The following is a 26,048-nucleotide window of genomic DNA, read 5'->3' on the forward strand; positions in this document are numbered from 1 at the left end:
CGTGCGGACGGATGGTGGCGAGACTCCTATGCCTTTCTAGGGGAAATCACAATGCATACCGATCGAGGTCCGCGAACGGTGGCGGATCTGTTGAACGACGAGGACTGGCAACAGACAGTCGATGACGCACTCGAAGCGAGTGCCAACGACACGGAACTGGGAAAGCGCATGGGTCGGGACGCGATCCGGCTCAGCATCGGCGAGCTGTCCGAGGACGAATTCCACGAGAAGTATCACGAGGACGTCGTCGAAGAGTTCGGCGTCGATGACAGGCCGATAACGCCGGAGAACCACGATGAGTGACGAGGACAACGGCGTCAGTCGACGGTCCGTACTGCTGGGTGCAGGGGCCGCAGCGGGGGTTCTCGGGCTCGGTGGCACGGATTACAATTTTTCGCTCTCGGCGACGAATCCGGCACAGACTGGCGGCCTCCTCGACAAATCCAAGGTCGTCAGGACCGCGTGTGCGCCGAACTGTCGGGGCAAATGCCCACTGAACGTCTACGTGCGCGATGGCGAGATCAAGTTCGTCGAACCCCAGATGACCGACGACGAGCAGTATCGTCGGGCGTGTCTTCTGGGGCAGTCCCAGATTCAACGGGTCTACAGCCCGAAGCGGCTGAAGTATCCGATGGTCCGTTCCGATTGGGAGCCCGGCAACCCCAATCCGGAGGGCCGTGGCCCTGACGCTGAGTACGAGCGTGTCTCCTGGGACACCGCACTCACGTACGTCGCGGAGGAGATGACACGCCTCAGGGATGAGTATGGTCCCGAAAGTATGTGGATGCATACAGCATCGGGAGACAATGGGGTCGGCGGAAACCTCATCGGGCGATTCGCGCAGGTGTGGGGTGCGACCCAGTGGCGGACGGCGATCGACACGAACGTCGGTCGGGGATTCAACAGGATCACCGGCTATGGCTTCTACCTCCCGCCGACGAATCTCTCCGAAGACTGGGAGAACGCCCAGACCATCATCGTCTGGGGATCTGATATTTTCGAGAGCCAGTTCCAAAACGATGCCTCAAAGCTTCACAAGGCGATCGAAAACGGGGCGAAACTAGTCGTCGTCGACCCGGTTTACACGACGACCGCCGCCAAAGCGGATCTGTGGCTTCCAATCCGGCCGGGCAAGGACGTCTACCTCGGACTTGCCATGATCCAGGAGATCCTCGCGGAGGAACTGTACGACACTCGATTCCTCCGCGAGCGGACGACCGCTGGGGCACTGGTCCGGGATGACACCCAAGAGCTGGTGCGAATGGCTGATCTCGACGGTAATTCCGACGATGACGACCGCGTCGTTGGTATCGACGCCGAATCGGGAGCGCCAGTTCCGCTCGAAGCAGATACGTATGCCAACGTCGAATTGTTCGGGTCGTACACCGTCGATGGCATCGCGGCCACGACGGGCCTCACGCTGCTTGAAGCACACGTCGAGGAGTACCGACCGGAGGCCATCGCGGAGGTGACCGGATTGAACGTCGAGGACATTCGGACGGCGACGAGGTGGCTGGCAACCCGGGGCCCCGGTGGGATTGCTCCGAGCTACGCGGTGGGACGGTACAAGTATGGCCACATCTTTGGGCAGACCTACGCCATCATCATGGCGCTCACTGGCGATTACGGGAAGTCGGGAACCATCCACTCCCACCATCCGAGTGGCGCATCGCTCAATACCGGCGATTACGGGACGCCGGAGGGCGTCGAGGGTATCGAGGGCGTCGAGGGCGCCGCGACGGTGAAGATGGAAGACATTCAGGAGGTCATCAGGACCGGCGACCCCCATCCGATCAAAGCCGTCTACGGGATGCAGTCGAACCGCCTTATCAACCAGGTTCCTGACAGGCAAAGCCGCATAGAGATGCTGAAGGGCCTCGACATGGTCGTCTGGGCCGATTTCGTCAAATCCTCGACGGTCGAGTGGGCGGACATCATCTTGCCAGCGGCCCACTGGTTCGAAAAAGAGGACATCACCGACGCCTGGGGCTCTCACCCGCACATCTCATACCGGGAGAAGGCTCACGAACCGCTCTGGGAGGCCCGCGACGACTACTACATCCTCGCGGAGTTAGCCGAAAAACTCGGCTACGAGGACCTCTTTCTCGGTGACAAGCGGGCCGAACTGCGAAAGATCGCATCGAACGATGACCGCTTTTCCTTCGATGAACTGCGCAGGAAGGGCAACATCCGGGTCGAAGACGAGGTCATCAAATACACCGACCCGTTCCCGACGGAGACTGGACGGATCGAGATCTACGACGAGAGCAAACCGGTCGAAGACGAAGGGACCGTCCTCGATCTCCCGCGTCCGATCGAGGACCGAAGCGCCGACGATCACGAACTGGCTGACCAGTATCCGCTCATGTTCATGCAGAAACACCCGAAGTGGCGGATCCACTCTCAGTGGGCGGACAATGCCGTGGTCCGCAAGTTCGAACCTGAGCCGTCACTCGACATCCATCCGTCGGATGCAGCGAGCCGGGGTTTCGGTGATGGCGAGTACGTTCGAGTGTTTAACGACCGGGGTGAGGCGGTCGTCAAAGCCAATTACAACGAGGGACAGCAGCCCGGGTTGGTAAACATCGATCAGGGATGGTGGCACGAGGACTTCATTCGGGGGGACTTGCAGGATCTCACCCACGACGAGGTGAACAAGCTGGCACCGACGTTCGTCTACTACGACGTGCGCGTGGAAGTCGAGCCCGCTCCCGAAGACATTGATACGAGTATGTACGAGGACGCAGAGCCAGCTGACTGGCTCGAAACGGGGACAATGGGTGGTGAGGACTGATGACAAGTTATGGAATGGTAATCGACCTCGAGCGGTGTATCGGCTGTCAGGCCTGTGCGATATCCTGCAGCCAGGAGAACAACGTCTCCCTGGACCAGCAGTGGAACCGGGTCCTGACCGAGGGGGGAACCAATATGGACACGCCTGCAGGGACGTACCCGGAGTCCGGCCGCGATGGCACCCTGGAGATGAACCACCAGCCGACAGCCTGTCAACACTGTCAGAACGCCCCGTGTGTCAAGGTCTGTCCGGTCAATGCGACCTACACCCGTGAGGACGGTATCGTCGAAATCGACTACGACAAGTGTATGGGCTGTCGCTACTGCATGGCCGCCTGTCCGTACAACGCTCGCGTGTTCAACTTCGGCGAATCGAAGACCATCCCTGCAGCCGGGACTGGCCACGTCGAGGAGCGGCCCCAGGGTGTCGTCGAAAAGTGCACCTTCTGCACTCACCGCCTGGAGAAGGGTATCGACCCCGCGTGTGTGGTCGGCTGCCCGTCGGATGCTCGGATCTTCGGCGACCTCGACGATCCGGACAGCACGGTCTCACGCTACGTAAAAAAGTACGAAACCGACCGACTGCTCGAAGACCTGGACACCGAGCCCAACACCTACTACGTTCGTGGGGACATGTCCCCCGGCCGTCCGCAAACCGGCAACGAACTGGAGGGAACTCCAAAAAAGGAGTCGCTGGCTGACGGGGACGACACGCCCCCACTGGGATTTGCCTCGACCAACGGAGGTGAGGACTGATGAGCACTGAACACTCCGGGCTCGCCATTCCGCAGTTTGGCACCAAAGGTCGCATCTGGCTCCTCGCACTTGGCGTTCTGGTCGCGGCTGGGTTCGTTGCCTGGCTGTATCAACTCAGCCAGGGCCTGGTCGCGACCGGTATGGACAACGTCTTCTCGTGGGCGCTTTATATCATGCTCTTTGTCTTCTTCGTGGGGCTCTCAGCGGGGGGTCTCATCATTTCGAGTGTGCCCAAGTTCTTCCATTCGAAACGGTACGACAGTCTCGCGCAACTGGGCGTGTTGCTCAGCTTCGCCTGTATCGTCGTCGCCGGCCTGATGATCATCCCGGACCTGGGCCGTCCAAGCCAGATTACCGGCTTCATCACTTCCCCGGACTTCCGCTCGCCGATGGTCTGGGACTTCGGGATCGTCGTGGTCTATGGCCTCTTCAGCGCCGGGTACCTCTGGCTTTTGACCCGCCGTGACCTCGCGCAGATGGGTTCACCGCTCGCCTTCGGTGTCACGGACACCGAAGATGGTCGAAAGGCCGACCGCAAAAAGGCCTTCTGGGCGGCGGCGGTCGCCATCCCGCTTGCGATCATGCTTCACTCCGTGACGGGGTGGATCTTCGGTCTCCAGGTCGGCCGCGGCGACTGGTTCAGCCCGCTTGTCGCGCCGATGTTCATCATGAAGGCACTCGTCTCCGGTCTCGGTCTCCTGTTGGTGACTGCCGTGCTGGTGGATAAATTCACCCGCTATGAGTTGCCCCAGAAGTTGGTGCCGGACCTCGGAAAGATACTCGGCGTGTTCATCGCGGTGCACATCGTCTATCTCGTGGCAGCCGAGCGGCTCCCCCACGCGTGGGCCTCGAACTTCGAGTTCTGGGCCATCACGAGTTCGTTTCTGGTCGGGGACTCGACCTACTTCTGGATCTGGACGGTCGTCGGTGGCGCGATTCCACTCGCGCTGCTCATTGTGCCGTCGATACGCCAACAGGTCTGGGCGGTCGTCACCGCGAGCGTCCTGGCAATCGTCGGCATCCTCTTCGAGGGGATCTACCTCGTGTTCACCGGATATACCGATTTGAACATCACGGCCGCTCCGGGTGTGACCACGGGTCGTGGCTACACCGGGCTTGGAGCGGACGTCTGGACGACCATCGGTGTCTACACGCCGACGGCCGTCGAGCTCCTCATCTCGGTGGGTATCATCGCGCTTGGCGCGTTGATCGTGACCGTCGGACTGCGGTTCATCCCGATGCAGCCCGGCAACGGCGTCGAATTCCACGAACGCGAAACGCCCGTGACGGATACGGCAGTCGCCGACGGCGGCTCTGAACGCCTCGACGACGAGCGTGGGGAGCCGTGATGCCAGTCGCCGAGGACACCGAACGACTGGCCCAGGGGTATGCAGTGCTCGGGCGCTGCTGGCGCCAGCCGGACGAGGCGCTGGTTGAAGCGATCAACTCCGGGACCCTCTCGACAGTCGTTCCGGACGTGGAGTCAGTGACGGTCAAGGACCTGCGCATCGAGCACACCCGCCTGTTTGTCGGGCCGGGCGGACCGCCGTGTCCACCATACGAAAGTGTCTACCGTGATGGGGAAGGCGACGCCCGCGGAAACGTGCTTGGGCCGTCGACTGGAGCCGTCGTAACGTGGTATCAGGCCCACGGCCTGGGGCTGGATCGGGACTGGTCGGACCTCCCTGACCATGTCGCCACCGAACTCGAGTTCGTTTCCCACCTCGCTGCCGACGGGTCCGAGGATCTTCGAGAGCAATTCCTCGATGAACACCCGCGCCAGTGGATGCGACCGTTTCTCGACGGAGTGCGTGCCGAGACCCACGAATCGTTCTACGCCGGGCTTGCAGACGCCACCGAAGACGCGCTCTTCTGACCTCGGCCGTCTGTCCGGGTGACAGGGAGGGGCGATTCCTTCACCCACGGCGGCTGAGACTGATCGGCCCGCTATAGGCGACCATTGATTAGGCTCTCACGCGTCATCTCGATACATGACTGCCCAGCAGTCGACGCCGGTACCCACGGGCCGCCGGGAACGGGTCCGCTTCTACCTGCTGGACCACGAGACCCCGATCGGGAAGGCCATCGATATCGCGCTACTGGTCCTCAACGTCGCCTTCATCGCCGTCTTCGTCGCCCAGACCTACCCGGTCTCGACCCAGGTGCGTTCGGCGCTCTGGGGGTTCGAAGTCCTGCTCGCCGTGATCTTCGGGGTGGAGTATATCCTTCGGCTCTATGGCGCAAAGAGCCGCTTTGGGGAAGCGACCGACTCCTACACCGTCGTCGACCTCTTGTCGATTCTCCCGACCTTCGCGCTGCTCCTGGTGCCGGGATCGGTGTTCGTGCAACTCGGCTTCCTCCGGGCGCTCCGGGTGATCCGGGTCCTCCGATTCTATCGGTTCACGCATGACGCGGAGTTTTTCTTCGGCACGATCAGCATCTCGGCGCTGCGCGTTCTCAAACTCGGGTTGACGGTGTTTGTCATCTTCTTCACGAGCGCGGGGTTGTTCTACAGCGTCGAGGTCCAGGCCAATCCGGGCATCGCCCACTTCGGTGACGCATTCTACTATATCGTCATCGCGCTCGCCACGGTCGGATTCGGAGACATCGTGCCAACTACCGTGGCGGGTCGCTGGGTGACGGTGGGGGCCGTGCTCACCGCGATTATTCTGGTGCCCCGCCAGGCCGGGGCCATCATCCGAACCTGGACACACAAGGGCAAGGTCGAAGTGACCTGCCCGAACTGCGGCCTGCAGTATCACGATCAGGACGCCTCACACTGCAAGGCCTGCGGGCACGTGATCTATCAGGAGTACGACTCCCGGGAGTGAGAATCCGACGAAGGATTTACCGTACGCCAAGCGGTAGCTCAAACCATGAACCTGGGGTGGGGGTGTGATCCGTAGTGCCAGGCCCTGAGCTGTACTGGATTGCGGCCTTCGCTATCGTGGCGGCGGTGGTGAACGGGGCCGGGATCTTCGCGGTGTTCGCTCACCGGGAGTGGGCCGAGCGATCGATTACCTACTTCATGTGTTTTGCCGCCGGGGTGTTGCTCACCACGCCGCTGGTGCTGGCTCTCCCGAACGCCCTGGGCCGAACCCCGAACGCGGGGCTCAGCGCGCTGGGTGGGTTTCTCTTCATGTATGGCTCGAATCAGCTCATCAAATATCGGACCCACGAGGAGACGCTGGCCTTCGGGGTGACGGCCGCGGAGGGCATCGGCATTCACTCCCTGGTCGACGGCGTGGTCTACACCGTCACGTTCAGCATTTCGGTGCTCACGGGCATCCTGGCGGGGACCGGCCTGGTCGTCCACGAGTTCGCCGAGGGGGTCATCACCTACCTGGTGCTCCTGAAAGGCGACGTGGCGGAGCGCACCGCTGCCGTGTCCGCCTTCTTCGTCGCCGCGTTGACGACCCCGATCGGAGCGTTCGTGGCGTATCCGCTTGTTAGCCGCCTCGGCGGGCAGGATCTCGGCCTCCTGTTGGGCTTTGTCGCCGGCGTGTTGCTCTACGTCTCAGCCGCACACCTGTTGCCGGAGGCCCGTGAACACGAGTCCGAACACTCGATGCTCGCCTTTGGGGCCGGTATCCTCCTGGCGCTTTTCATCGTTTTTGCCCGGACGGCGTGAGTGGGTCAAGGTCTTTACTGCAGGCCGGCGAAAGGCCCGTATGTCCAGTTCATTCGGCACCGGTCGCCTGCTCGGAGGGCGTGAATGGTAAACGTCGCCCTGTCGGTCGGCCAGCTAGTGCTCGCGCTGGGACTCGTGATACTGAATGGGTTTTTCGTCGCGGCGGAGTTTGCCTTCGTCCGTGTCCGGGCGACCTCGGTCGAACAGCTGGCGGCGGAGGGCCGAACCGGCTCGAAGTCACTCCAGGGAGTCGTCGAAAAGCTCGATGACTATCTGGCGGTCACCCAACTGGGTATCACGATCGCCTCACTGGGACTGGGATGGGTCGGCGAACCGGCCATCGCGTCGCTCATCCAGCCCGTGATCGGCCCGTGGCTGCCGGGGAATCTGGTCCATCTCGTGGCGTTTGCCCTCGGCTTTTCCATCATTACGTTCCTCCACGTCGTCTTCGGGGAACTCGCGCCGAAGACGATCGCGATCGCCCAGGCCGAACGGCTCTCACTCTTCGTCGCGCCGCCGATGCGGGCCTTCTACTACCTGTTTTACCCCGGGATCGTCGTCTTCAACGGTACGGCCAACGCCTTCACTACACTCCTGGGCGTTCCCCCGGCTTCCGAGACCGAGGAGACCTTGGAGGAACGGGAGATCTTGCGGGTCCTCTCCCGATCAGGGGAGGCCGGGCACGTCGACATGGCGGAGGTGGAGATGATCGAGCGGGTCTTTGACCTCAACGACACCATCGTGCGCGAGGTGATGGTCCCACGGCCGGACGTGACGACCATTCCGAAAGGGGCCTCGGTCGAGACCGCCCGCTCGATCGCGGTCGGGTCGGGACACACCCGGTATCCGGTGGTGGCATCCGAGGACGAGGATCAGATCGTCGGACTGCTGGACAGCAAGGACCTGCTCCGGGCGGCCAGTGACGACGGCACGGACGATCGCAGGGTTGCGGATCTGGCCCGGGACATTTTGATCGTTCCGGAGACGACCCCGATCAACGAGCTATTGCTCCAGTTCCGGGACGAGAACCAGCAGATGGCCGCGGTCATCGACGAATGGGGGGCCTTCGAGGGCCTGGCGACCGTCGAGGACGTGGTCGAGGCCGTCGTGGGCGATCTCCGCGACGAGTTCGACAGCGCTCACGAGCCCTCGATCCGACGGCTGGAGGGCGGCGGGTACGAGATCGACGGGAGTGTCGTGCTCGATGTGGTGAACGAGACACTTGGGGTGGCCTTCGAGAGCGGGAGCTTCGAGACGATCGGTGGGGTCGTCCTCGGCCGATTGGGACAGGCTCCCGAACCCGGCGATCAGGTCGAGATGGATGGATACCGCTTCGAGGTACAATCCGTCGACGGGAATCGCATCTCGACACTCCAGGTTAGGGAGGTCGAGACAGCCCCAACCGACGAGACGGAAGAAGCCTGACCGGTCAGTCCGACCGAGCCCGAAAGACCCGGATCGTGTCCCGATCTCGCTCCTCGACTGCCACCTGCTCGAAACCAAACGCCGTGAAGATAGCCCCCCAGTCCCGGTAGTAGAGCGGGAACTCGTCGTTGATGTAGTTCACTGACTCCTCTTCCTCGGCCGATCCCTCGTTCTCGACGGTGACGATGAGCTCACCGGCGATCCGCGCCAGGGCCTCGAAGACCCAGTCGTCGTCCGGATGGACGTGCTGGAGGGTCTCGACCGAGTAGACCACGTCGAAGGCGTCGTCCGCGAACTCGGAGACGACCGATTCGATGGCGTCGAAGTGAAAGGTCCCCTGCGATGCGAGTTCTGGGTAATTCTCCTCCATCACCGGCTTCGCCTCGGGGTTGAGTTCGACCCCGGCCAGGTCCGTGTACCCGGCTTCGAGGAGGCCGGCGAGGTGTCGCCCAGCGCTACTCCCGACCTCCAGGATTGCCGGATCGGGGCGCGCGAGGTGCTCATCGAGGGCCGCGCGCACCGCGTCGGTCTTGTCGTCCGGTCCGTAGTAGGCGTAATACGCGGGCGAGTACTCGCCGGAGCGGGCTCGCCACTCGCGACGGACCTCTTGAGAATCCACATGCAGTCACCGGGCTGACGCCCTAAAGGCCCGTCGACGGATCACTCCTCCTCGATGAGCGCTTCGAGTTCGTCGGCACACCGGTTGATCCCGTCAGAGGCCTCGATCAGGCCCAGGCTCATCCGGTCGTCGGCCCGCTCCCGGAACTGGTCGACGAGCGTCTCGAGCTCGGCCACTGGTACCGCGTCCTCGGGCGTCTCGTCCGTGTCTGTCATCAGCCATCGCTTGGACCCCTGGCTATATGAATCTGGTACTCAGTCTCCGCCGCAGGGTGTGGGTTTATGCGGCCGGCGGGCGAATTGCCCTGACACGCGTGGCTCCCACGGAGAACACTGCACCCGAGACCGGTGAGCCCGAGCCGGATGCAGCCTCGGGACTGTTCGATGACACGTCGGAAAACGCCGAACTGGAGCGAACCATCGGCCTGGCGGGTGGATTGACAATCGGCATCGGGACGATGATCGGGGCCGGCATCTTCGTCTTCCCCGGCCTCGCGGCCAACCGGGCCGGGCCGGCCGCCGCACTCTCCTTTGTCATCGGGGGTGTCATCGCGCTGCTCGTGGCGTTGCCGGCCTCTGAACTGGCGACGGCTATGCCCCGGAGCGGGGGTGGATATTTCTTCGTTTCACGCAGTCTGGGAACCGCCGCGGGGGCGATTGTCGGACTCGGTCTCTGGCTCGGCCTGGTCTTTGCCTCGGCGTTTTACCTCGTCGGCCTGGGCCACTACGCGAGTGCGGCCCTCGCCGAACTGGGGCTGGAGCTGCCGCTGAACCCAGTGATTCCCCTGGCGGTGGTCTTCGCGGCCGGGCTGACTGTGGCGAGCCTGTTCGGGACCGAGAACACCGCGAAACTCCAGAACTACATCGTCGCCGGGCTGCTCGTCATCCTCGTTGTCTTCCTCTCCTACGGTGGCCTCGACGCGCTGGGTGTCTTCGGCCGGGAGTCGGTCCCCGGCGTTTTCTTCTCCCGGGGCTACCTCCCGGTCATTTCGACGGCCGGGCTCGTTTTCACCTCCTATCTGGGCTTCGCGCAGGTCGCCACGGTGGCGGGGGACATCAAGAACCCCTCGCGGTCGCTCCCCATCGCGATGGTGGGGTCGGTAATCGTCGTGACGATCCTCTACGTGGTGACGATCTTCGTCGCGACCAGCGCGTTCGGGGCCGATCACCTGGGGACGCTGGGCGAGACCGCCATCGTGGAGGTTGCCCGTGAGTTCCTCGGGACGCCGGGGGCGATCGCCATCCTCGTCGCCGGGATCTTCGCGACGATCTCCAGTGCGAACGCCTCGATTCTGAGCGCCTCCCGGACCGTCTATGCCCTGAGCCGGGACGCCCTGCTCCCGGATCGGGCGAGTAGGATCAACCTGCGCTATGGCACGCCCCACATCGCGTTGCTTGCCGCTGGGGGCCCGATTCTGCTGCTCGCGGCGACCGGCCAGGTGGCAATCCTCGCGGAGGTCGCCTCCTTCCTTCACCTGATCATGTACGGGCTCATCGCCATCGCGGTGATCGTTTTGCGACGGGACCAGCCGTCCTGGTACGATCCGACTTACGAGATGCCCGGCGTCCCGGTCCTCCCGGGGATCGCTGCGGTCGCGAGCTTCGGCCTGGCGCTGGCGATGCAGCCCGGTGCGATCGTTATTGGGGTAGTGGTCATGGCCGTCTCGTATGGCTGGTATCGCTACTACGCGAACACGGTCGACCTGAAAGGAGCGTTCAACTGATGACAGACAGACCCACCGTCCTGGTGCCAATCGAAGTACTCGAAGGCGAATCGATTCCCGAAGGAGTGCCGGCCCTGCTGGCGGCGGCTCACGTTCTGGTGCTTGGCTATCACGAGGTGCCGGAACAGACCGCCACCGAACAGGCGAGCGAACAGTACGAAGGTCGGGCGACCGAGCGCCTGAACGAGTTCGCGAAGATGTTCGAGGACGCGGGTGCGACCGTCGAGACACGACTCGTGTTCACCCACGAGCGCCAGCAGACGATCAACCGGGTGATCCTGGAGACGGACAGTCGGGCTGTACTGGTGCCGGGTTCCGTCTCGGCTGTCGAGGATGTCCTGGTCGCGGTTGGCGGCACCGTCAGTCTCGATCGAATCGCCGAGGTCGTGGGCGGGCTTTTCGGGGGCGGCTCGGCCCGGATCACGCTCTATCACGCGACCGGGGGCGAGGAGTCGAATCGGTCGGTCTCCGAACTCCTGGATGCGCTCGAAGATCAACTCCTCGAGGCTGGTGTCGGCTCCCATCAGATCCAGACGCTCGTCGAACAGCGCGATCGGCCACTCGCCGCGATCGAGTCGGCGGCGGAAGACTACGACGTGGTGGTCATGGGCGAGACCGATCCCTCGGTCGCGACGTTCGTCTTCGGGATGCCCCACGATCAGGTCGCTTCGCAGTTTCTCGGCCCGGTGCTGGTCGTCCAGCGCCCGCCGCCCGAGCCCGACAGCGACAAGACACAGCGTTAATACGACCTGCCGGAGGAGTCTTCGATAAGACACCACTGGTGTCGATTCGAACATGGCGGAGGAATACGACCTTATCATCGTCGGCGGGGGCATCAGCGGGGCATCGCTACTGTACGCCGTCTCGAAGTTCTCCGATATCGAGCACGTGGCGCTGTTCGAGAAGGAAGCCGAGATCGGCGCGATCAACACCTATCACACGAACAACTCACAGACCCTCCACTTCGGGGACATCGAGACGAACTACACCCTGGAGAAGGCCGAGTCCGTCAAGGAGGGGGCCGAAACCCTGGCGGGTTATCTCGAGGCGACCGACCCCGAGCGGACCATGTACGACCGCCGCTCCAAGATGGTCATCGCGGTCGGCGAGGAAGAAGTCGATCGGCTGGAACGCCGCTATCACGAGAAGGGATTTGGCGACCTCTACCCGAAACTCGAACTGATCGGGCGAGAGCGCATTGCGGAACTCGAACCGGCCGTGGTCGAGGGCCGCGATCCGTCGGTCGAAATTCGGGCGCTTTACACCCCGGACGGCTACGTCGTCGATTACGGGGAGACAGCCCAATCGCTCGTCGCCGAGGCCACGGAGTCGACCGGCGTCGACGTGTACACCGACACGCCGGTCGAGGGGATCGTCGAGACCGCGGATGGCTATGCGGTCCGGACGAGTGCCGGTACGGCAATGGCGGAGGGCATCGTGGTGAGTGCGGGCTCACACAGCCTCCAGTTCGCCAAGCAACTCGGGTACGGCGAGGACATGGCGCTGTTGCCCATCGCGGGGAGTTTCTTCCTGGCCGAGGACTTCCTCAACGGGAAGGTCTACACGCTCCAGATGGCGAAGTTGCCCTTCGCGGCGGTCCACGGCGACGCTGACGTGCACGACGCCTCGGTCACCAGATTCGGCCCGACCGCGAAGCCGGTCCCGGCCCTCGAACGTGGGGAACTCTCCACGGTCGGGGACTTCTTCGACGTGTTCGGCCTCGACCTGGATTCCTTCCTGAGCTACGCCAACATCCTCGCCGACAAGGTCCTGCTGCCCTACGTGCTCCGAAACCTGGTCTATGACCTCCCGGAGATCGGCGAGCGGGCCTTCCTGCCACACGTCCAGAAGGTCGTTCCAGGTGCCACCCTCGATGACATCGAGCCCGCCCGTGGCTATGGTGGCATCCGGCCACAGATCGTCGACACGTCGGCTCGCAGTCTGGACATGGGTGAGGCGACGATCGAGGGCGAGGACATCATCTTCAACATCACGCCCTCGCCCGGGGCCTCGACCTGCCTGAAGAACGCCCGTCGGGACGCCCAGTCGGTCGTGTCGTTCCTCGATGGGGACTACACCTTCGACGCCGAGGCCTTCGATCAGGCGACCATCGAGAACTTCCCCCGCGGGACGTAGGCAAACAGAATTCCTTTGGCAGTACCCGAGTAAATCCCGGCTGTGGGATCGTTCAGAAACACCATCCGGGGAGCCCTCCGTAACCCGATGCGAGCCCTGCTCGTACTCATCGGGTCGGTTCTGGCCAGGCTCGGCCTCATCACGAAAGAGCGGGCCGAAAAGACCGTCGAGTTGGCCTGGCCGCGCATTCTCACCGGCATCGCCCGGATGTCGAAAAACGCCGCCGACGTGGCGATGGTGGGGATCGCCCTCGACGCGGCCGCGATCAACGGCGTGGGGTTCGCGACGCCCTACTGGGGGATCGCGTTCAGCCTGGGCGGCGGGCTGGCCGCGGGGACGATCGCGCTCGTCTCCCAGCGCTACGGCGCTGAACGCTTCGACCAGCTCGGCCAGGCGATCAGATCGAGTGCGGCCCTGCTGATCGCGATCACCATTCCGGTGGCGGTCACCTTCGCGCTCGTTCCCGAAGCCCTGGTCTCCGTACTCACGGACTCACCCGCCGAAATCGATTACGGCGCCCGCTACCTCCGTATTCTCGCCCTCGGCGTGCCCTTCGCCTCGCTGAACCTCATCGGGAGCCGGGCGCTCATCGGGGCCGACGACGCCTGGATCCCGATGCTGTTGCGCGGATCCGGGGCCATCGCGAACGTCCTGCTCAACGCCGTGTTCATCTTCGGACTCGGGATGGGCGTCGAAGGGGCGGCCTGGGGGAGTGTGCTCGCGAACGTGTTCGTCGCGGCCTCCCTGGCGATCGGACTCGCCAGAGGTGGGTTACCCGGCGTCGGGGCCTTCCCCGTCCAGGTCAATCCCGTCGGCCGGTACGTCCATCTGGACACCTTCCGGGACCTGATCTCGATCGGGTTACCGGTGATCGGCCGCAATTCGGTCTGGACGGTCGCTCGGTTCCCGACCCTGGCCTTCGTCAGCATGTTCGGCACCCAGGTCACGGCGGCCTACATCATCACCCGCCGGATCTGGGGCGTGATGAACACGCCGGGGTGGGGCTTTGGCCTCGCCGCGAGCAGTCTCGTCGGCCAGGAACTCGGTCAGGGCAACGAATCGACGGCCGAATCTTTCGGGTTCGAGATCACCCGGTTCTCGGTCGCGACCTACGCCGTGGCGGGTGGGGCGATCGCCCTCTTTGCCGAACCGATCGTCATGCTCTTCATGGGTTCGGGATCCGACCCGTCGATCGCCATCGCGGTGCCGATGGTCTACGTGGCCGCCCTCGCGATCGTCCCCCAGGGCGTGACGAGCACCATCGCTGGAGCCCTCGACGCGACCGGGGACACCCGCTGGCCCTTCTATAGCCGGGCCCTTGGTATGTTCGGGTTCTCGATTCCGCTGGTCTATCTGGGCGCGACGACCCCACTCGGTATCTGGGGCATTTACCTCTCCTTCTTCGGCGAGACGACCGTCTCGGGGGTCATCAACTACTACCGGTTCAAGACGGGCAAGTGGAAGGCGATCAGTCGGGGGTATCGGCCCGAAACGGCTGGTACCGTCGACGATTAATAGACGGTGTAACTGGCGGTGCCCACGTCGATTTTGACCAGCGTGTTCTCGCTGTAAGCGTCGGGTTCGGCCCCGTACTTGGCGTTGATCTCTCTGCGAACCCGTCGCTCTTCGGCCGTATCATCGATTATTTCGGCCGTCCCGAGGAGAGTCACCATCCACTCCGGGGTGCCGGCGTCGGCCTTCTGGACGGCGAGTGAGACCCTGGGATTCTCTCGGATGTTCGCGAGTTTTCGGCCGGTGGTCGTCAACTCGATCACGCCGTCGGCATATTGGTACCAGAGCGGGGCGACGTGGGGCTTGTCCTCGACACTGGTCGCCAGAAACCCAGCCAGTGGCTCGGATTCGAGCAAGCGTTCGGCTTCGTCGGGAACCTGGTCGCTCATACTGTGGCTTTGTCACACAGCCTCAAAATCACTCCGCCCCTGGCAATCCCGGCCGCCGGTCCGTGCTCAGTCGATGTGCCCTTCGCGCTGAAGCTGCTCGGCGTCGGCATCGCTGTACCGCCACTCGATGTCGCCCTTCTCGTCCTGCCAGTCCCACGGATCGATGAGAACCACGTCGTCCTTTTCGATCCAGGTCCGATACTTCATTCGGCCGGGAATCCGGCCGAGACGGGTCTCACCGTCCGCACAGCGGACCCGGACGTGGTTTCCACCGAGGTGTTGTGTTACGACGCCGAACTGCTCGGACCCCGAGGGCATTCGGAGGTCCTTTTCCTCTCGTTGTTCAGTCACGTCAGTATTTCGGGGCCCGAGCGGGATAAAGCCATCTGAGGGGGCGTGCTACCATCGCCCAGAGTGATTTTTACGCCCGCAGAAAAATCGGGAGATATGGACCCCATTGCCGTGGTTGGTGGCGGCGTCGTCGGGACGAGCATCGCGGCGGCCCTCGCCGAGCAGGATCTGCCGGTTCGACTGTACGAGAAAGACTCCCTGGGTGCGGGGACGACCTCGAAGTCCATGGCCATCTTCTTCTGGCACCAGGACGACCCGAACGGGACCGAACACCGGTTTCGGGAACGGGCCTGGGAGACCTACGGTCCGCTGATCGAGGCTGGCACCCTGGAGTTCACGCAGGTCGGGACCCTGGAGACGGCTCCGGAACTGACAGACGTGCCCGCGGTCCGTGCGGTCTGGAAAGGAATGCAGGAGCTTGGGGTCGAGACCGAGTGGCTCGAACCCGAAGCCCTGGCGGCGAAGGGACTCGATCCCGAGGCCTTCGAAGGGGCGCTTTTCGTCCCGGCGGACGGCTTTCTCGATCCCTCCGAGATCATCCAGCACTTCACCGACCGCGCCACCGAGGGCCCGGCGACCATCGAGACGGGTGTCGAAATCACCGACATCCACACCGAGGACGGGCGCGTGACAGCCATCGAAACCTCCGACGGGACCGAGTCCGTCAGCGGCGTGGTGAACGCGGCGGGGCCGTGGGCCCCCCAGATCAACGACCTCGTGGGCGTGGACCTGCCACTCCGACACACTCGCGGACCGATCGTCGTTCTCTCCCGCGAGGCGGAGTTCTCCCTGCCCTTCATGATTCTCCGGAACGAGCACTACTTCCGCGAGGACGGCCGGAACCAGGCCTTCGGTGGCCGGTTCGATACGAGCTACGAGACGGCCGAGCAGTTCGACCCGGACGCGAACCACACGGTCGATCAGACGTTCTACCTCGACATCGCGGGCGAGATCGAACAGTCCGTTCCCCGGCTGGCGGACGCCGAGATCGTGAACGACTGGGTCGGGTTCCGAACGATCACCCCGGACGGCCGGCCCTTCGTGGGCGAGACAGCCGTCGAGGGCTTCTACACGGCAGTCGGGATGTCAGGATACGGCGTCACGCGCGCCCCGTTCGTGGGCGAGTTGCTCGCCGATCAGATCGCCGGCGAGCCCGTCGACTCGGAACTCGCCGACTGGGTCGCTCCCGATCGAGTGTAATCAGGCCGATCGGTGGACGATATCGGGGAGTTCGGCGAGTGACTCGATCTCGTAGGTGGGTGGGACAGCGAGTTCGGTCTCGGCCCGGTGATCCCGCCGGATGAACACCGAATCGACCCCGGCCGCCCGGGCGGCCTGTACGTCCGACTCGCTGTCACCGACGAAAAGCGGGTTTTCGGCTCCCAAATCGCCGATCGCCAGGTCGAGGTAGTGCGGGTCGGGTTTCTTCCGTGCGAGACTCTCCGGTTCCATCTCCCGCCCGTAGACGGTCTCGAAGTAGTGGCCGATGTCGTGTTGCTCCAGGATCGCCGCGACGGTGCGGTGCTGGTTCGAACTGACGATGCCAAGCGGGCGATCGATGGCGTCGAGAGCCTCGAAGTCCCGGTAGAGGGCCTTTCGGCCCGCTCTAACTTCCCGTTCCTGCACCAGCGAGGAGCGCATGTCCCGGCGGTACCAGAGCGGACGTGGGGCCAGGCCGTATCGATCGGAGACGGACTGGAGGATCTCGGGGGTGACCCCGTAGATCAGCTGCTCCACGTCCTCGGGGTCGGGATCGGCGACGCCCATGTCCTGGAACGCCCCGCGGACGGCCCGGACCATGACCGATCGGTCGGTCATGGTGGTGAGCACGCCGTCGTTGTCGAGGACGACCGCGTCGTAGGTCATTTGCCGTTGGTACAGCGTGCCCGCGGAAAACGGTTTCGCGGTGTCAGGCGTACTCGCGCCAGCGGTGCCCACACTCCTTGCACTTGAAGAATCGCGTCGGTGGTTCGTCCGCGGAACCGGTCTGCTTGATGGTGTACCAGGCCTCCTCGTGACCACATTCGGGACACTCGATTTCCGCGGTGGGCTTGCCCTCGAAGTTCATGCCCGCCTCGGTCTCGATGACGTCACTCTCGTCCTGTTCCTCGGTCGAGACGTACTGTTCGGCCATTGTTTCGTCCCGGGGCTCCTCGTGCCCGCAACTCGAACAGACCATCACGCCGTCCTCGGCGTGCATCATTGACCCGCACTCGGGACAGAACTGCATACTCGCCCTAGGGCCCCGGGTCCCAAAAGTCCGATTACTCCTCGCTTCGCTTCGTTTCGCCCTCCGGCCCGACCATCGGACAGGCCGAAACCCGGACGTGTCCCACGTCGACGAGTTCGTGGATGGTCGTCCCCTCGTGTGTACACTGGAGGGCCGGCGGGTCGGCGAGGAACTCACAGCGCTCGCAGATCCGCTTCGAGATGACCAGCGTCGAGTCCGCGCCCGATTCGGCCGTGAACTGCCCTTCGCCGGCGTCGGCGTCCATCAACAGGTCGGCCCAGACACCCGCCGAGTCGATGGGTTCGACGTCCTCCTCGATGAACGCGCCCGACACGTCCGTCTCGGTGTCCTCGTTCTGCTGACGAACCGTGTCCCGGAGTCCCGACAGGGGGGTGTCGTCGTCCCTGGTGCTCGATTCCGTCGGTTCCCCGTCGAGTTCGGATCGCAACTCCGAGAGTGGAATCGAGTCCGGCTCGGCCTCCGCTTTGGCGTCCCGTTCTGTCTTCTCTTCAGTGTCCGTCATCGGTCCTCACCGTCTTCGGTCCAGTCCAGTGCCGAGCGGGGTTCCTCGGAGTCCTCCGCATCCGCGGTCAACGTGTCCAGGTCGGGCGCCGCGGCTTCGGTGCCGCCTTCCAGGGCCGGCCGGTCGCCCGTTTCGAGGACGGAGGTGCCGAAAAAGCCCGGGTTCGCATCGAGCGTGTGGAAGTTCGCCCCGCAACTCGGGCAGGTCCCGTCGCTCAGGAGCGCGATGTCCACTTTCGTGTTGCAGTCCTGGCACTTGGCGGTTCGAACCCCCCGTGCCGCCGCGGTCTGCTTGAGGTGGTCGGCCCTGGCCCGGCGCTGCTCCCGCTCGGCGACGGTTTCGAGGGTCCGCTTCATGGAACGAACCGCCTGTCCCAGGGTTTGAACGTCCGCCTCCAGGTCCGCAGTCCGGTCGAATAACGTCTCCAGGATCTCCTCGAAGTTCTCGAACCCGCCGTCGAGTTTCGACTCGGTTTGCTCTACGGCCGATCGAACTGCCTCCAGATCCGACTCCAGGGCGGTGAGCCGGGCCGCGAGCTCCTCGTGATCGTGCTCGGCCGCGGCCTTCCGGTCCGTCTCGCGTTTGACCTGGACGATCCGGTCGCGAACGTCCTCTATCTTCTGCGCCGTGTCTGATTCCAGGGTCTCGACCCGCTCGTGGAGCGCTTCGAGATCTTGCTCCGCGGTCATAGGTCACTCCAGCAGACAAATGATTGCCCGTCTACCCGCCGCGGTCGTTCCAGGAGACGGCGCTGACTCATTCTCGTCACTGGATTTGTGGCTTGGGGGCATAAAGATGCCCCACGCGGCATTATCTGATTTTCCTGACATTCGAGACGTCGAAGCCGGCGTCGTGGATCTCCGTCTCGAAGCGAATGATGTCCTCGGCTTCGAGTTGGGAGAGTACGCCCCGGAATTCGGGGACGTACATCGTGCGAACCCGCTCGTTGCCGCCGGTCTCCCACTCGAACTGCAGCGTGCCATCGACGGCCGTCATCAGGCTCCCGAGTTCCTCGTCGGTCACGGCGTCTTTGGTCAAAAGCAGGAGGATCAGGCTGTTCCACTCCCTGGCGATCCGTCTGAGCCCCTTGAGAGTCAAGACGAGATCCCGGATGGTGTGATGGCGACCCCGGGCCGCGATAAGATCGGAAAGCGAGTCGATCAGGACCAGGCTTCCGCTTGCGTGGGCATCAAGGTAGTTGGCCGTGGCCGTGAGTACACCCTGGCGGTCGGCATCCTGGCCCAGATCGGTGATGTCCCGGTGGGCCGGGCCGTACCACTCCCGGGGCACGGGGCTGAGCTGGAAGTACTCCGCGGAGAGGTCCTCGAAGGCGATCGGGTCCAGCCCCGCCTCGACGAGCTGATCGTCCATGGTGTAAGTAATCTCGGTCGAGAGCGTCTCGGCGTCGGCGGTAAATGAGAGGTAGTGAATCGAGTCCGGGGCGTCGGTGGTTCCGGGCCGATCACCGTAGTGCAGGGAGAAAAGCTCCGGGTCGGCCTCCGCGAGGCCGTTCATCACGGCACTCGTATAGAGGAACTCCCGGGCCCCTGCGCCACTCTCGCCTGCCAGGAGGACGACACTCCCGGCCGGCGGGCCGCCGCCGATCCGCGAGTCGAGGCCTGCGATTCCGAAGGGGATCCGGGCCATGCCGGCCCGTCTCGCGCTGGCTGCTTACGCGTTTCGGCCAGTTGCCCTGATTTGGGGAAAGCCATAAGTATAGTGACCATGTTTACCATGGTACAGAGTTCCAAGATAACAACTGTCACACTCACCCATGCCAACCTACATCCGCCTCACCAACCTGACCGCCGACGGCTTCGCAGAGATCGAACAAAGCGCCTCCCGCACCGAGCAGATGAAGGCGATGGCCGAAGAGATGGGCGGGGAGATCAGGGACGTCTTCTTGACCATGGGGGATTTCGACTTCGTCACCATCGCGGAGTTCCCCAACGACCAGATGTACACGCAGTTCGCGCTGCGCTTCGCCGAGAAAGGAGTTGCAGATACCGAGACGCTCAAGGCGATCGACGAACCGGAGTACCTGGATCTCGTCCAGGATCTCTAGGACGGCCCTGGTTTTTTTTTGGCCATCGGTCGGTAGAACACGGTGATATCTCCTGGATCGCGGTACTTATGCCGGGTTAGGCCTTACTCGGAGGTAACCAAAGGATCCTTTCAGATGCCTCGAAACACCCGTAACACTGTTTGCATATACCACCGGCATGGGAATGTAATAAATGGCCATCCAATTTCAATATTTGATATTCAATGAGGCTTGCCGAACCCACTGACTTCGAAATTCTGGAGGCCCTGTCCGACGGGAAACGAAACACGGCGGCGAATCTCTCATACATCCTCGACAAGGATCGATCGTACATCAACACCCGGCTGCCAATTCTGGCTGACTACGGGCTGGTTGATCGCGTTGGCCCTGCTCCAAACAGCGGCCTGTACGAGATCACCGAGCGCGGCATCGCCGTGATCGACATCCGTGAGTCGGCCACCGAAGGGGCGGACATCGACTTCGACGCTCGCCTCGAAGAACGGCTCGGTGCCTGAGCAGTCGAAGAGGGCAATTCATATCGGGGCGGGCCGAAAAGGAGTCTCCAATGGCCGATGAGGGATCAGACGCCGAGGACTCCGTACGGGAAGCGGTCGAGCGGTCCCGAAGTGGTGCACCAGCGGTCGGTCGGGTCGTCAGAGACCGGTTTTCGACGGACGAGGTCTTCCAGCGCATCGTCGCCGCGGCGGACGAGGAGATCACGGCGAGCAATCGCGAACTCTTCTTCAGTGGCCTCGCTGCGGGCTTCTCGATTACGATTACCGTCCTGCTTTACGTCTCGCTGACCGCCTCGACGGATGGCCACCCCGTTTTGAGTGTACTTCTCTATCCGCTCGGATTCATCTACATCATTCTCGGGGGCTATCAACTGTACACCGAGAATACGCTCCCCCCGGTGGCGTTGACACTCGAACGACTGGCAAGCATCCCGGCCTTGCTCCGCAACTGGGTTGTGGTACTCGCCGGGAACTTCCTGGGTGGAATGGCTGGCGCGGCCGCCCTCGCCTGGGGCGGTGTCCTCTCCCCCGAGGCGGCAGCCGTCGCGATCGACGTGGCTCACAAGGGCATCGAAACCCCAGTCTGGCCGCTGTTCTTCAAGGCGGTCTTCGCGGGGCTGATCGTCGCCGGGGTCGTCTGGGTCGAGTATGCCGCCCGGGATACGATCTCGCGGCTGGTCGTCATCTATCTGGCCTTTCTCGCGATTCCCCTCGGGGGCCTGTTCCACGTGGTCGTCTCGTTCACCGAAACGATGTACCTCGCATTCATGGGCGATGTGAGTCTCCTCGTGGGTCTCACCGACTTTGTCATCCCTGTACTCCTGGGGAACACCGTCGGCGGCGTGGTGCTCGTGACGCTTGTTAACTGGTTCCAGACCAGCGAAGAGCGACTGGTCGGGGCCCGATTCGAGGGCGCCCGTCGCCAGCTGTCACGCCGCGAAATGCTCTTCGGTGGGATTCCCGGTCGTCCGTTCGGCTTTGCCGGTCGCTCGTATGTCCCACTCGTCGACACGACGGGCAGTGAGGCGGGGACGAAGGGTCCATATCACGTCCTCGTTCCGGTCGCAAACCCGACCGAGTCTGCGACACTCGTCTCGCTCGCCGAGGCCGTCGCGTCGGCAAAGGACGAGGCGATCGTGAGTTTCGTCCACATTCTACCCGAGTACGAGGCTCACTCGCGGTACTCCTCGACCAGCAACCGGCAACGACTGGTCGCAGAATCGACTGCCGACCTGGAGCGTCTCTGTGACTCGATCGAGTCCGAGGAACTGGACTGCCGGACCTCGACGGTCATCTCCCATCGCTCATTCGCGGAGATCTTCGACATCGCCGAGCGCCAGGATGTCGACTTGCTGCTCATGGAACGGGACGAGGACTCGCCCTGGGGGGCGGGCCGGCCTGAGGACGTGATCCAGGAACTCGGCAGCCACTTGCCCTGTGACCTCCTCATCCTCGAGGATCGCGGCTTTGACCCCGAGAAGATCCTCCTCCGGGTTCTCGATAACCCCCACGCGGATCTCAACGCCCAGGTGGCCCGGTCACTCCGCGATGTCTACGACGCGTCGATCACGTTGCTCTCTGTCGTCGACACTGAGGAGGAGCGTGAACGGGCCGAGGAGTTCCTCCGCAACTGGGCCATCGACCACGACCTCGAAGACCAGCCACAGGTAATCGAGACCGGCGACATCGAGACGGCGATCGAGCACGGGGCCAGAGAGCACACGATGATTCTGGTCGGCGCGACCGAGAGTGGGCTCCTCTCCCGTCTCGTCTCCGACTCGCTTTACGTCGACAATATCACCGAGACCGAGCGATCCGTCGTGCTGGCCGAACGGCCCACCGAACGGTCGGCCCTCGACCGACTTCGGGACTGGTTTTAGTCCGGGCGGGAAGCCCCCCTGCCGGTAGATGTATTTGGTATGGTACCGAATTACACATACGACAGTCACAACTGTCGGGTACCACTATGAGGGGAATTCAAGACAGCGTCGCGATCGTCACCGGAGCGAGTTCAGGAATCGGCCGGGCCGCAGCCAAGCGGTTCGCCGAAGAGGGCGCCTCGGTCGTCGCGGCCGACGTGGACGTGGATGGGGGGAACGAGACAGTCGAACAGATCACCGAGGCGGGCGGGGAGGCCGTGTTCGTCCAGGCTGATGTCACCAACGAGGGGGACATCCAGGCGGTGGTAGACACCGCCGTCGACACCTACGGTGGCCTCGACATCGCATACAACAACGCCGGCATCGAGGGGCCGAACGAGGCAACGACTGACCAGACCCTGGAAGGCTGGGACCGGGTCGTCGACATCAACCTCCGGGGAGTCTTCCTCGGCATGCGTGCCGAGATCCCCGCGATGATGGAAAGCGGTGGTGGGGCTATCGTCAACACCGCGTCGATCGCCGGCATCCTGGGCTTCCCCAACCTCGCACCGTACGTCGCGAGCAAGCACGGCGTGGTCGGCCTGACAAAGACCGCCGCCGTCGAGTTCAGTGCCGACGGGGTCCGGATAAACGCGGTACTGCCGGGTGTCATCGAGACGCCGATGGTCGCCCGTACCAAAGAGGAGGACCCGGAACAGATCGAGGGAACGATCGCCGCCACCCCGATCGATCGACTGGGCCAACCCGAAGAGATCGCGGCCGCGGCCGTCTGGCTGGCTTCCGAGGACGCCTCGTTTGTCACCGGCGAATCGCTCGTCGTCGACGGCGGCTTCTCCGTGCAGTAGGCTCAGTTCGAGACGCCGGCCTCTTCGAAGGTCGCCATCTCTCGAAGCGTGGCACACGCGCCCTTGTAGACCGCAATTCCGAGGGCGGCGCCCGTTCCCTCCCCCAGCCGCAGGTCAAGGTCGAAAAGCGGGTCGAGCCTCAGGGCCTCGTGTTGAATCGAGTGCCCGGACTCGACTGAACTGTGGGAGGGCAGGAGATAGTCGGTTACCGCGGGTTCGATCTGGGCGGCCACGAGCGCGCCAGCCCCCGTGATGAAGCCGTCGACCACGATCGGGGTCCGGCGGCTCGCCCCTTCGAGGGCGATTCCGGCCAGCGCGCCGATCTCGAAGCCGCCGACGGAGCGAAGCACGTCGATGCCGTCCTCCGGGTCCGGGGCATCGTTCTCCAGGGCTCGCTCGACCACTGCCACCTTCCGCTCGAAGGTCTCCTCGTCGATCCCGGAGCCGTGATCGGTCACCGCTTCCGGGGGGTAGCCGGTGATGGCGGCCGTGACCGCCGCGCTGGGAGTTGTGTTCCCGATACCCATGTCGCCCAGGCCGATGATGTCGGCCTCAGGGGCGTGTTCGGCGACGACCGAGCGGCCGACCTCGATCGCGGCCTCGGCGTCCGCCCGTGACATCGCCGCTCCCGTCGCGATGTTGTCAGTGCCGTTCCCGACTTTGTCGACGACGACGGAGTCCATTCCCGGGTACTCCGCCGCGGCCACGCCCGCGTCGACGATGAGGTTTCTCGCGTCGACGGTGTTCGCAAGCGCGTTCACGCCAGCGCCGCCGTGAGCGAAGTTCGCGACCATCTGGGCGGTCACGTCCTGCGGGAAGGCGCTGACGCCCTCCGCCACGACACCGTGATCGCCGGCGACTGTGGCGATCACTGCCTCCTCCAGTTCGGGGGTCGGCTCGTCCGTGATACCGGCAATTTCGACGGAGAAGGTCTCCAGTCGACCGAGGCTTCCGGGGGGCTTCGTCAGGTTCTGCTGTCGCTTTCGGGCCTGATCCATCGCGGTCTCTGAAAGCGGTGGGATGCCGATCTCCATGCCCGAAAACCGGGCCCGAACACAATCAAATTTGCTCTTTGTCTATCAGAACTGTATTAGTGCTCTTTTTCGGCTTCGAGTCGCGAGACCGAGTCCTGGATCTCCTGGACGCTTGCGGCCTGTTCCTCGGTGCTGGCGGCCACGTCCTCAGTTTCGGTCGCCACGTCGTCGGCTTTCTCCCGGGCCTGATCGACCATCGCGGCGATCTCCTCGGCGCTTGCGGCCTGCTCGTCGGTCGCCGCCGAGACCTCCTCGATGCCCGCGACGGTATCGGAAACCAGCGTCGCGATCTCATCGAGCATGTCGATGGACTCGTCCACTTCCGCGACCCCCTGCTGGATCTGTTCCCGGGTCGATTCGAGGCTGTCGACGGTTTCGTTCGTGTTCGCCCGGATGTCCTCGATCATCGATTCGATCTCGCCGGCCTGTTGCTGGGATTCCTCGGCCAGGGACTTGACCTCGTCAGCCACGACCGCAAAGCCCGACCCTGCCTCGCCGGCCCGGGCCGCCTCGATGTTTGCGTTGAGTGCAAGCAGGTTCGTCTGGTCCGCGATGTCGTTGATGACCGTGACGATCTCGTCGATCTCCTCGACGGTCCGCTGGAGTTCGCTGACGTCCCGCTGGACCTGCTCGCTGGCCTCGTTGACCGCCTCCATGACCTCCCGGGCGTGTTCGCCGGTCTCCTGGCCCGTCTCGGCCATCTCCTTTGCGTCCTGGCTCTGGGAGGCGACGGTGTTCGCGCTGGAGGCGACCTCCTCGATCGTGGCCGAGAGGTTCGACACCTCGCCGGCGATCTGGTCCATGCTATCCCGCTGATCGTCGGCCAGCCCGCTGATCTCGTTGGTGCTGCCCGCGACGGTGTCCGCGGCCGCCGCGAGTTCGTCGATGGCACTCTGGACCTCGGTGGCGACGGATCGCTGGCGCTCGATCGTCTCGTCGAGCGTTTCGGTGTAGGAGTGAATGTAGGTGTCCGCGACGACCTGCATGTCCAGATCGATGAGCTTCAGGATCGAGTGGAGTTCGTTTACGCCCTCCTCGACGGCCCCGTTTGCGGCCTCGATGGCCGCGTTGACGGCCTCGTCGTCGACCTCGTCCGGGAGTTCCTCCTGCACTGTCGTTTCGACCTGATCCTGGATGCGATCTGTGACGAGTGGTACCAGGAGGTTGTAGTAGACCCCGTACTGGCCGATGTACTGTTTCATCGGCATCTCCAGGAGGTCATGGAGCTTCCCGATCCGGGCCCGGTTCCGGAAGTAGTCCTCGCCGTACTCGCCGCTCGCGAGGGACACCAGGTAGGCCTCCTGGGTCTGCTTGAGCTGTTCGATCCCCTTCGGCGAGCGACCGATGACCTCGGTGGTCTCCTCGTGGGCGGTGATGTTCTCGTAGAACATCTCCGCGATGTCTTCTTTGTGTTCCTCGAAGACCGACTGATAGCGCTTTAGCCGCTCGACGTCGCCCTCGTCGAAGTCCACGAAGTCCTTGCGCCAGGCGATCTCCTCGCGATCCAGTCCGATATCCTCGAGCAACGCGTCCGGGTCGACGTGGGCGTTCAATCCACCCTGCCCGAACTGCGCCGAATGATCGACCATTATCGCCAGGAAAGGGGAAGGGGGGTTGTGAAAGTACCGGGTAAATCTCAGTT

28 protein-coding genes are annotated in these 26,048 nt (G+C 63.6%); 17 read left to right on the top strand and 11 right to left on the bottom strand.

All coding sequences use genetic code 11. The features are described from left to right. Positions 1 to 51 precede the first annotated feature (51 nt). The 8 genes from HSR6_RS02015 to HSR6_RS02050 all read left to right on the top strand — a co-directional run bounded on the left by HSR6_RS02015 (position 52) and on the right by HSR6_RS02050 (position 8,605). Entirely contained in the window at positions 52 to 303 is a 252-nt protein-coding gene (locus HSR6_RS02015) for a 4Fe-4S ferredoxin N-terminal domain-containing protein (protein WP_071932656.1), read from the top strand. Further along, the gene (locus HSR6_RS02020; protein ID WP_071932657.1) at positions 296 to 2,794 is read left to right on the top strand and encodes a molybdopterin-dependent oxidoreductase; all 2,499 of its coding nucleotides are present in this window, start codon (positions 296 to 298) and stop codon (positions 2,792 to 2,794) included. Before HSR6_RS02015 ends, HSR6_RS02020 begins: the two co-directional genes overlap by 8 nt. Next, positions 2,794 to 3,549 (top strand): sulfate reduction electron transfer complex DsrMKJOP subunit DsrO, encoded by a 756-nt coding sequence (gene dsrO, locus HSR6_RS02025; RefSeq protein ID WP_070364380.1) that lies wholly within the window; start codon positions 2,794 to 2,796, stop codon positions 3,547 to 3,549. The genes HSR6_RS02020 and dsrO overlap by 1 nt, the downstream gene beginning before the upstream one ends. Then, positions 3,549 to 4,898: an NrfD/PsrC family molybdoenzyme membrane anchor subunit gene (gene nrfD / locus HSR6_RS02030; RefSeq protein ID WP_070364381.1), complete on the top strand. Its 1,350-nt coding sequence runs from the start codon at positions 3,549 to 3,551 to the stop codon at positions 4,896 to 4,898. The genes dsrO and nrfD overlap by 1 nt, the downstream gene beginning before the upstream one ends. Further along, positions 4,898 to 5,425, top strand: coding sequence for a TorD/DmsD family molecular chaperone (locus tag HSR6_RS02035; RefSeq protein ID WP_070364382.1), 528 nt, complete (start codon positions 4,898 to 4,900; stop codon positions 5,423 to 5,425). Before nrfD ends, HSR6_RS02035 begins: the two co-directional genes overlap by 1 nt. A gap of 115 nt (positions 5,426 to 5,540) precedes the next feature. After that, positions 5,541 to 6,380 carry an ion transporter gene (locus HSR6_RS02040; RefSeq protein ID WP_071932658.1) on the top strand — a complete coding sequence of 280 codons (840 nt, stop codon included), beginning with the start codon at positions 5,541 to 5,543 and terminating at the stop codon, positions 6,378 to 6,380. Positions 6,381 to 6,454: 74 nt separating this feature from the next. Beyond that, positions 6,455 to 7,180 carry a ZIP family metal transporter gene (locus HSR6_RS02045; RefSeq protein ID WP_071932659.1) on the top strand — a complete coding sequence of 242 codons (726 nt, stop codon included), beginning with the start codon at positions 6,455 to 6,457 and terminating at the stop codon, positions 7,178 to 7,180. 84 nt (positions 7,181 to 7,264) lie between these two features. Next, positions 7,265 to 8,605, top strand: coding sequence for a hemolysin family protein (locus HSR6_RS02050; protein ID WP_071932660.1), 1,341 nt, complete (start codon positions 7,265 to 7,267; stop codon positions 8,603 to 8,605). A gap of 4 nt (positions 8,606 to 8,609) precedes the next feature. Here HSR6_RS02050 and HSR6_RS02055 read toward each other — a convergent pair whose 3' ends face one another. After that, positions 8,610 to 9,224, bottom strand: coding sequence for a class I SAM-dependent methyltransferase (locus HSR6_RS02055; protein ID WP_071932661.1), 615 nt, complete (start codon positions 9,222 to 9,224; stop codon positions 8,610 to 8,612). A gap of 41 nt (positions 9,225 to 9,265) precedes the next feature. Then, on the bottom strand, positions 9,266 to 9,439 hold the full coding sequence (locus HSR6_RS10955) for a hypothetical protein (RefSeq protein ID WP_158514128.1): 174 nt from the start codon (positions 9,437 to 9,439) through the stop codon (positions 9,266 to 9,268). Positions 9,440 to 9,537: 98 nt separating this feature from the next. On the opposite strand from HSR6_RS10955, the gene HSR6_RS02060 reads away from it, so the two are divergent. The 4 genes from HSR6_RS02060 to HSR6_RS02075 all read left to right on the top strand — a co-directional run bounded on the left by HSR6_RS02060 (position 9,538) and on the right by HSR6_RS02075 (position 14,598). After that, a complete protein-coding gene (locus HSR6_RS02060) occupies positions 9,538 to 10,947 on the top strand; it encodes an APC family permease (protein WP_233488546.1) in 1,410 nt (469 codons plus the stop codon). Further along, the gene (locus HSR6_RS02065) at positions 10,947 to 11,690 is read left to right on the top strand and encodes a universal stress protein (protein ID WP_070364388.1); all 744 of its coding nucleotides are present in this window, start codon (positions 10,947 to 10,949) and stop codon (positions 11,688 to 11,690) included. The genes HSR6_RS02060 and HSR6_RS02065 overlap by 1 nt, the downstream gene beginning before the upstream one ends. A 52-nt stretch (positions 11,691 to 11,742) precedes the next feature. Beyond that, complete coding sequence (locus tag HSR6_RS02070) at positions 11,743 to 13,083, top strand: FAD-dependent oxidoreductase (RefSeq protein ID WP_071932662.1); 1,341 nt, start codon at positions 11,743 to 11,745, stop codon at positions 13,081 to 13,083. Between the two features lie 87 nt (positions 13,084 to 13,170). Beyond that, a complete protein-coding gene (locus HSR6_RS02075) occupies positions 13,171 to 14,598 on the top strand; it encodes an MATE family efflux transporter (protein ID WP_071933611.1) in 1,428 nt (475 codons plus the stop codon). Here the strand turns inward: HSR6_RS02075 and HSR6_RS02080 are convergent. Together HSR6_RS02080 and HSR6_RS02085 are read right to left on the bottom strand one after the other, a co-directional pair. Next, positions 14,595 to 14,984 (bottom strand): pyridoxamine 5'-phosphate oxidase family protein, encoded by a 390-nt coding sequence (locus HSR6_RS02080; RefSeq protein ID WP_071932663.1) that lies wholly within the window; start codon positions 14,982 to 14,984, stop codon positions 14,595 to 14,597. The two genes, HSR6_RS02075 and HSR6_RS02080, sit on opposite strands and share 4 nt — an antisense overlap. A gap of 66 nt (positions 14,985 to 15,050) precedes the next feature. Next, the gene (locus tag HSR6_RS02085; RefSeq protein WP_070364391.1) at positions 15,051 to 15,335 is read right to left on the bottom strand and encodes a translation initiation factor eIF-1A; all 285 of its coding nucleotides are present in this window, start codon (positions 15,333 to 15,335) and stop codon (positions 15,051 to 15,053) included. A gap of 96 nt (positions 15,336 to 15,431) precedes the next feature. On the opposite strand from HSR6_RS02085, the gene HSR6_RS02090 reads away from it, so the two are divergent. Continuing rightward, a complete protein-coding gene (locus HSR6_RS02090; RefSeq protein WP_071932664.1) occupies positions 15,432 to 16,535 on the top strand; it encodes an NAD(P)/FAD-dependent oxidoreductase in 1,104 nt (367 codons plus the stop codon). Here the strand turns inward: HSR6_RS02090 and HSR6_RS02095 are convergent, their stop codons facing one another. The 5 genes from HSR6_RS02095 to HSR6_RS02115 form a co-directional block, all read right to left on the bottom strand. After that, the gene (locus HSR6_RS02095) at positions 16,536 to 17,201 is read right to left on the bottom strand and encodes an HAD family hydrolase (RefSeq protein WP_070364393.1); all 666 of its coding nucleotides are present in this window, start codon (positions 17,199 to 17,201) and stop codon (positions 16,536 to 16,538) included. Positions 17,202 to 17,244: 43 nt separating this feature from the next. Next, positions 17,245 to 17,565 carry a transcription factor S gene (locus tag HSR6_RS02100; RefSeq protein WP_070364394.1) on the bottom strand — a complete coding sequence of 107 codons (321 nt, stop codon included), beginning with the start codon at positions 17,563 to 17,565 and terminating at the stop codon, positions 17,245 to 17,247. A 34-nt stretch (positions 17,566 to 17,599) separates the two neighbouring features. Continuing rightward, the gene (locus HSR6_RS02105) at positions 17,600 to 18,088 is read right to left on the bottom strand and encodes a hypothetical protein (RefSeq protein WP_083426079.1); all 489 of its coding nucleotides are present in this window, start codon (positions 18,086 to 18,088) and stop codon (positions 17,600 to 17,602) included. After that, on the bottom strand, positions 18,085 to 18,777 hold the full coding sequence (locus HSR6_RS02110) for a hypothetical protein (RefSeq protein WP_070364395.1): 693 nt from the start codon (positions 18,775 to 18,777) through the stop codon (positions 18,085 to 18,087). Before HSR6_RS02110 ends, HSR6_RS02105 begins: the two co-directional genes overlap by 4 nt. Positions 18,778 to 18,898: 121 nt before the next feature. Beyond that, positions 18,899 to 19,735, bottom strand: a complete 837-nt coding sequence (locus HSR6_RS02115) for an RAD55 family ATPase (RefSeq protein ID WP_071932665.1) — start codon at positions 19,733 to 19,735, stop codon at positions 18,899 to 18,901. Between the two features lie 127 nt (positions 19,736 to 19,862). Between HSR6_RS02115 and HSR6_RS02120 the strand changes: the two genes are divergently transcribed. From HSR6_RS02120 to HSR6_RS02135, 4 genes are all read left to right on the top strand, one after another. Beyond that, positions 19,863 to 20,153, top strand: coding sequence for a GYD domain-containing protein (locus HSR6_RS02120; RefSeq protein WP_071932666.1), 291 nt, complete (start codon positions 19,863 to 19,865; stop codon positions 20,151 to 20,153). A gap of 203 nt (positions 20,154 to 20,356) precedes the next feature. Next, a complete protein-coding gene (locus HSR6_RS02125) occupies positions 20,357 to 20,647 on the top strand; it encodes a helix-turn-helix domain-containing protein (protein WP_070364398.1) in 291 nt (96 codons plus the stop codon). Between the two features lie 50 nt (positions 20,648 to 20,697). Then, entirely contained in the window at positions 20,698 to 22,527 is a 1,830-nt protein-coding gene (locus tag HSR6_RS02130) for a formate/nitrite transporter family protein (protein ID WP_071932667.1), read from the top strand. Between the two features lie 86 nt (positions 22,528 to 22,613). After that, a complete protein-coding gene (locus HSR6_RS02135) occupies positions 22,614 to 23,372 on the top strand; it encodes an SDR family NAD(P)-dependent oxidoreductase (protein WP_071932668.1) in 759 nt (252 codons plus the stop codon). Between the two features lie 2 nt (positions 23,373 to 23,374). Here HSR6_RS02135 and cobT read toward each other — a convergent pair whose 3' ends face one another. Together cobT and HSR6_RS02145 are read right to left on the bottom strand one after the other, a co-directional pair. Then, positions 23,375 to 24,406 (bottom strand): nicotinate-nucleotide--dimethylbenzimidazole phosphoribosyltransferase, encoded by a 1,032-nt coding sequence (gene cobT / locus HSR6_RS02140; protein WP_071932669.1) that lies wholly within the window; start codon positions 24,404 to 24,406, stop codon positions 23,375 to 23,377. 56 nt (positions 24,407 to 24,462) lie between these two features. Next, the gene (locus HSR6_RS02145; protein ID WP_071932670.1) at positions 24,463 to 25,995 is read right to left on the bottom strand and encodes a globin-coupled sensor protein; all 1,533 of its coding nucleotides are present in this window, start codon (positions 25,993 to 25,995) and stop codon (positions 24,463 to 24,465) included. Positions 25,996 to 26,048 lie beyond the last annotated feature (53 nt).

The sequence above is a fragment of the Halodesulfurarchaeum formicicum genome, assembly GCF_001886955.1.
GTDB lineage: Archaea > Halobacteriota > Halobacteria > Halobacteriales > Halobacteriaceae > Halodesulfurarchaeum > Halodesulfurarchaeum formicicum.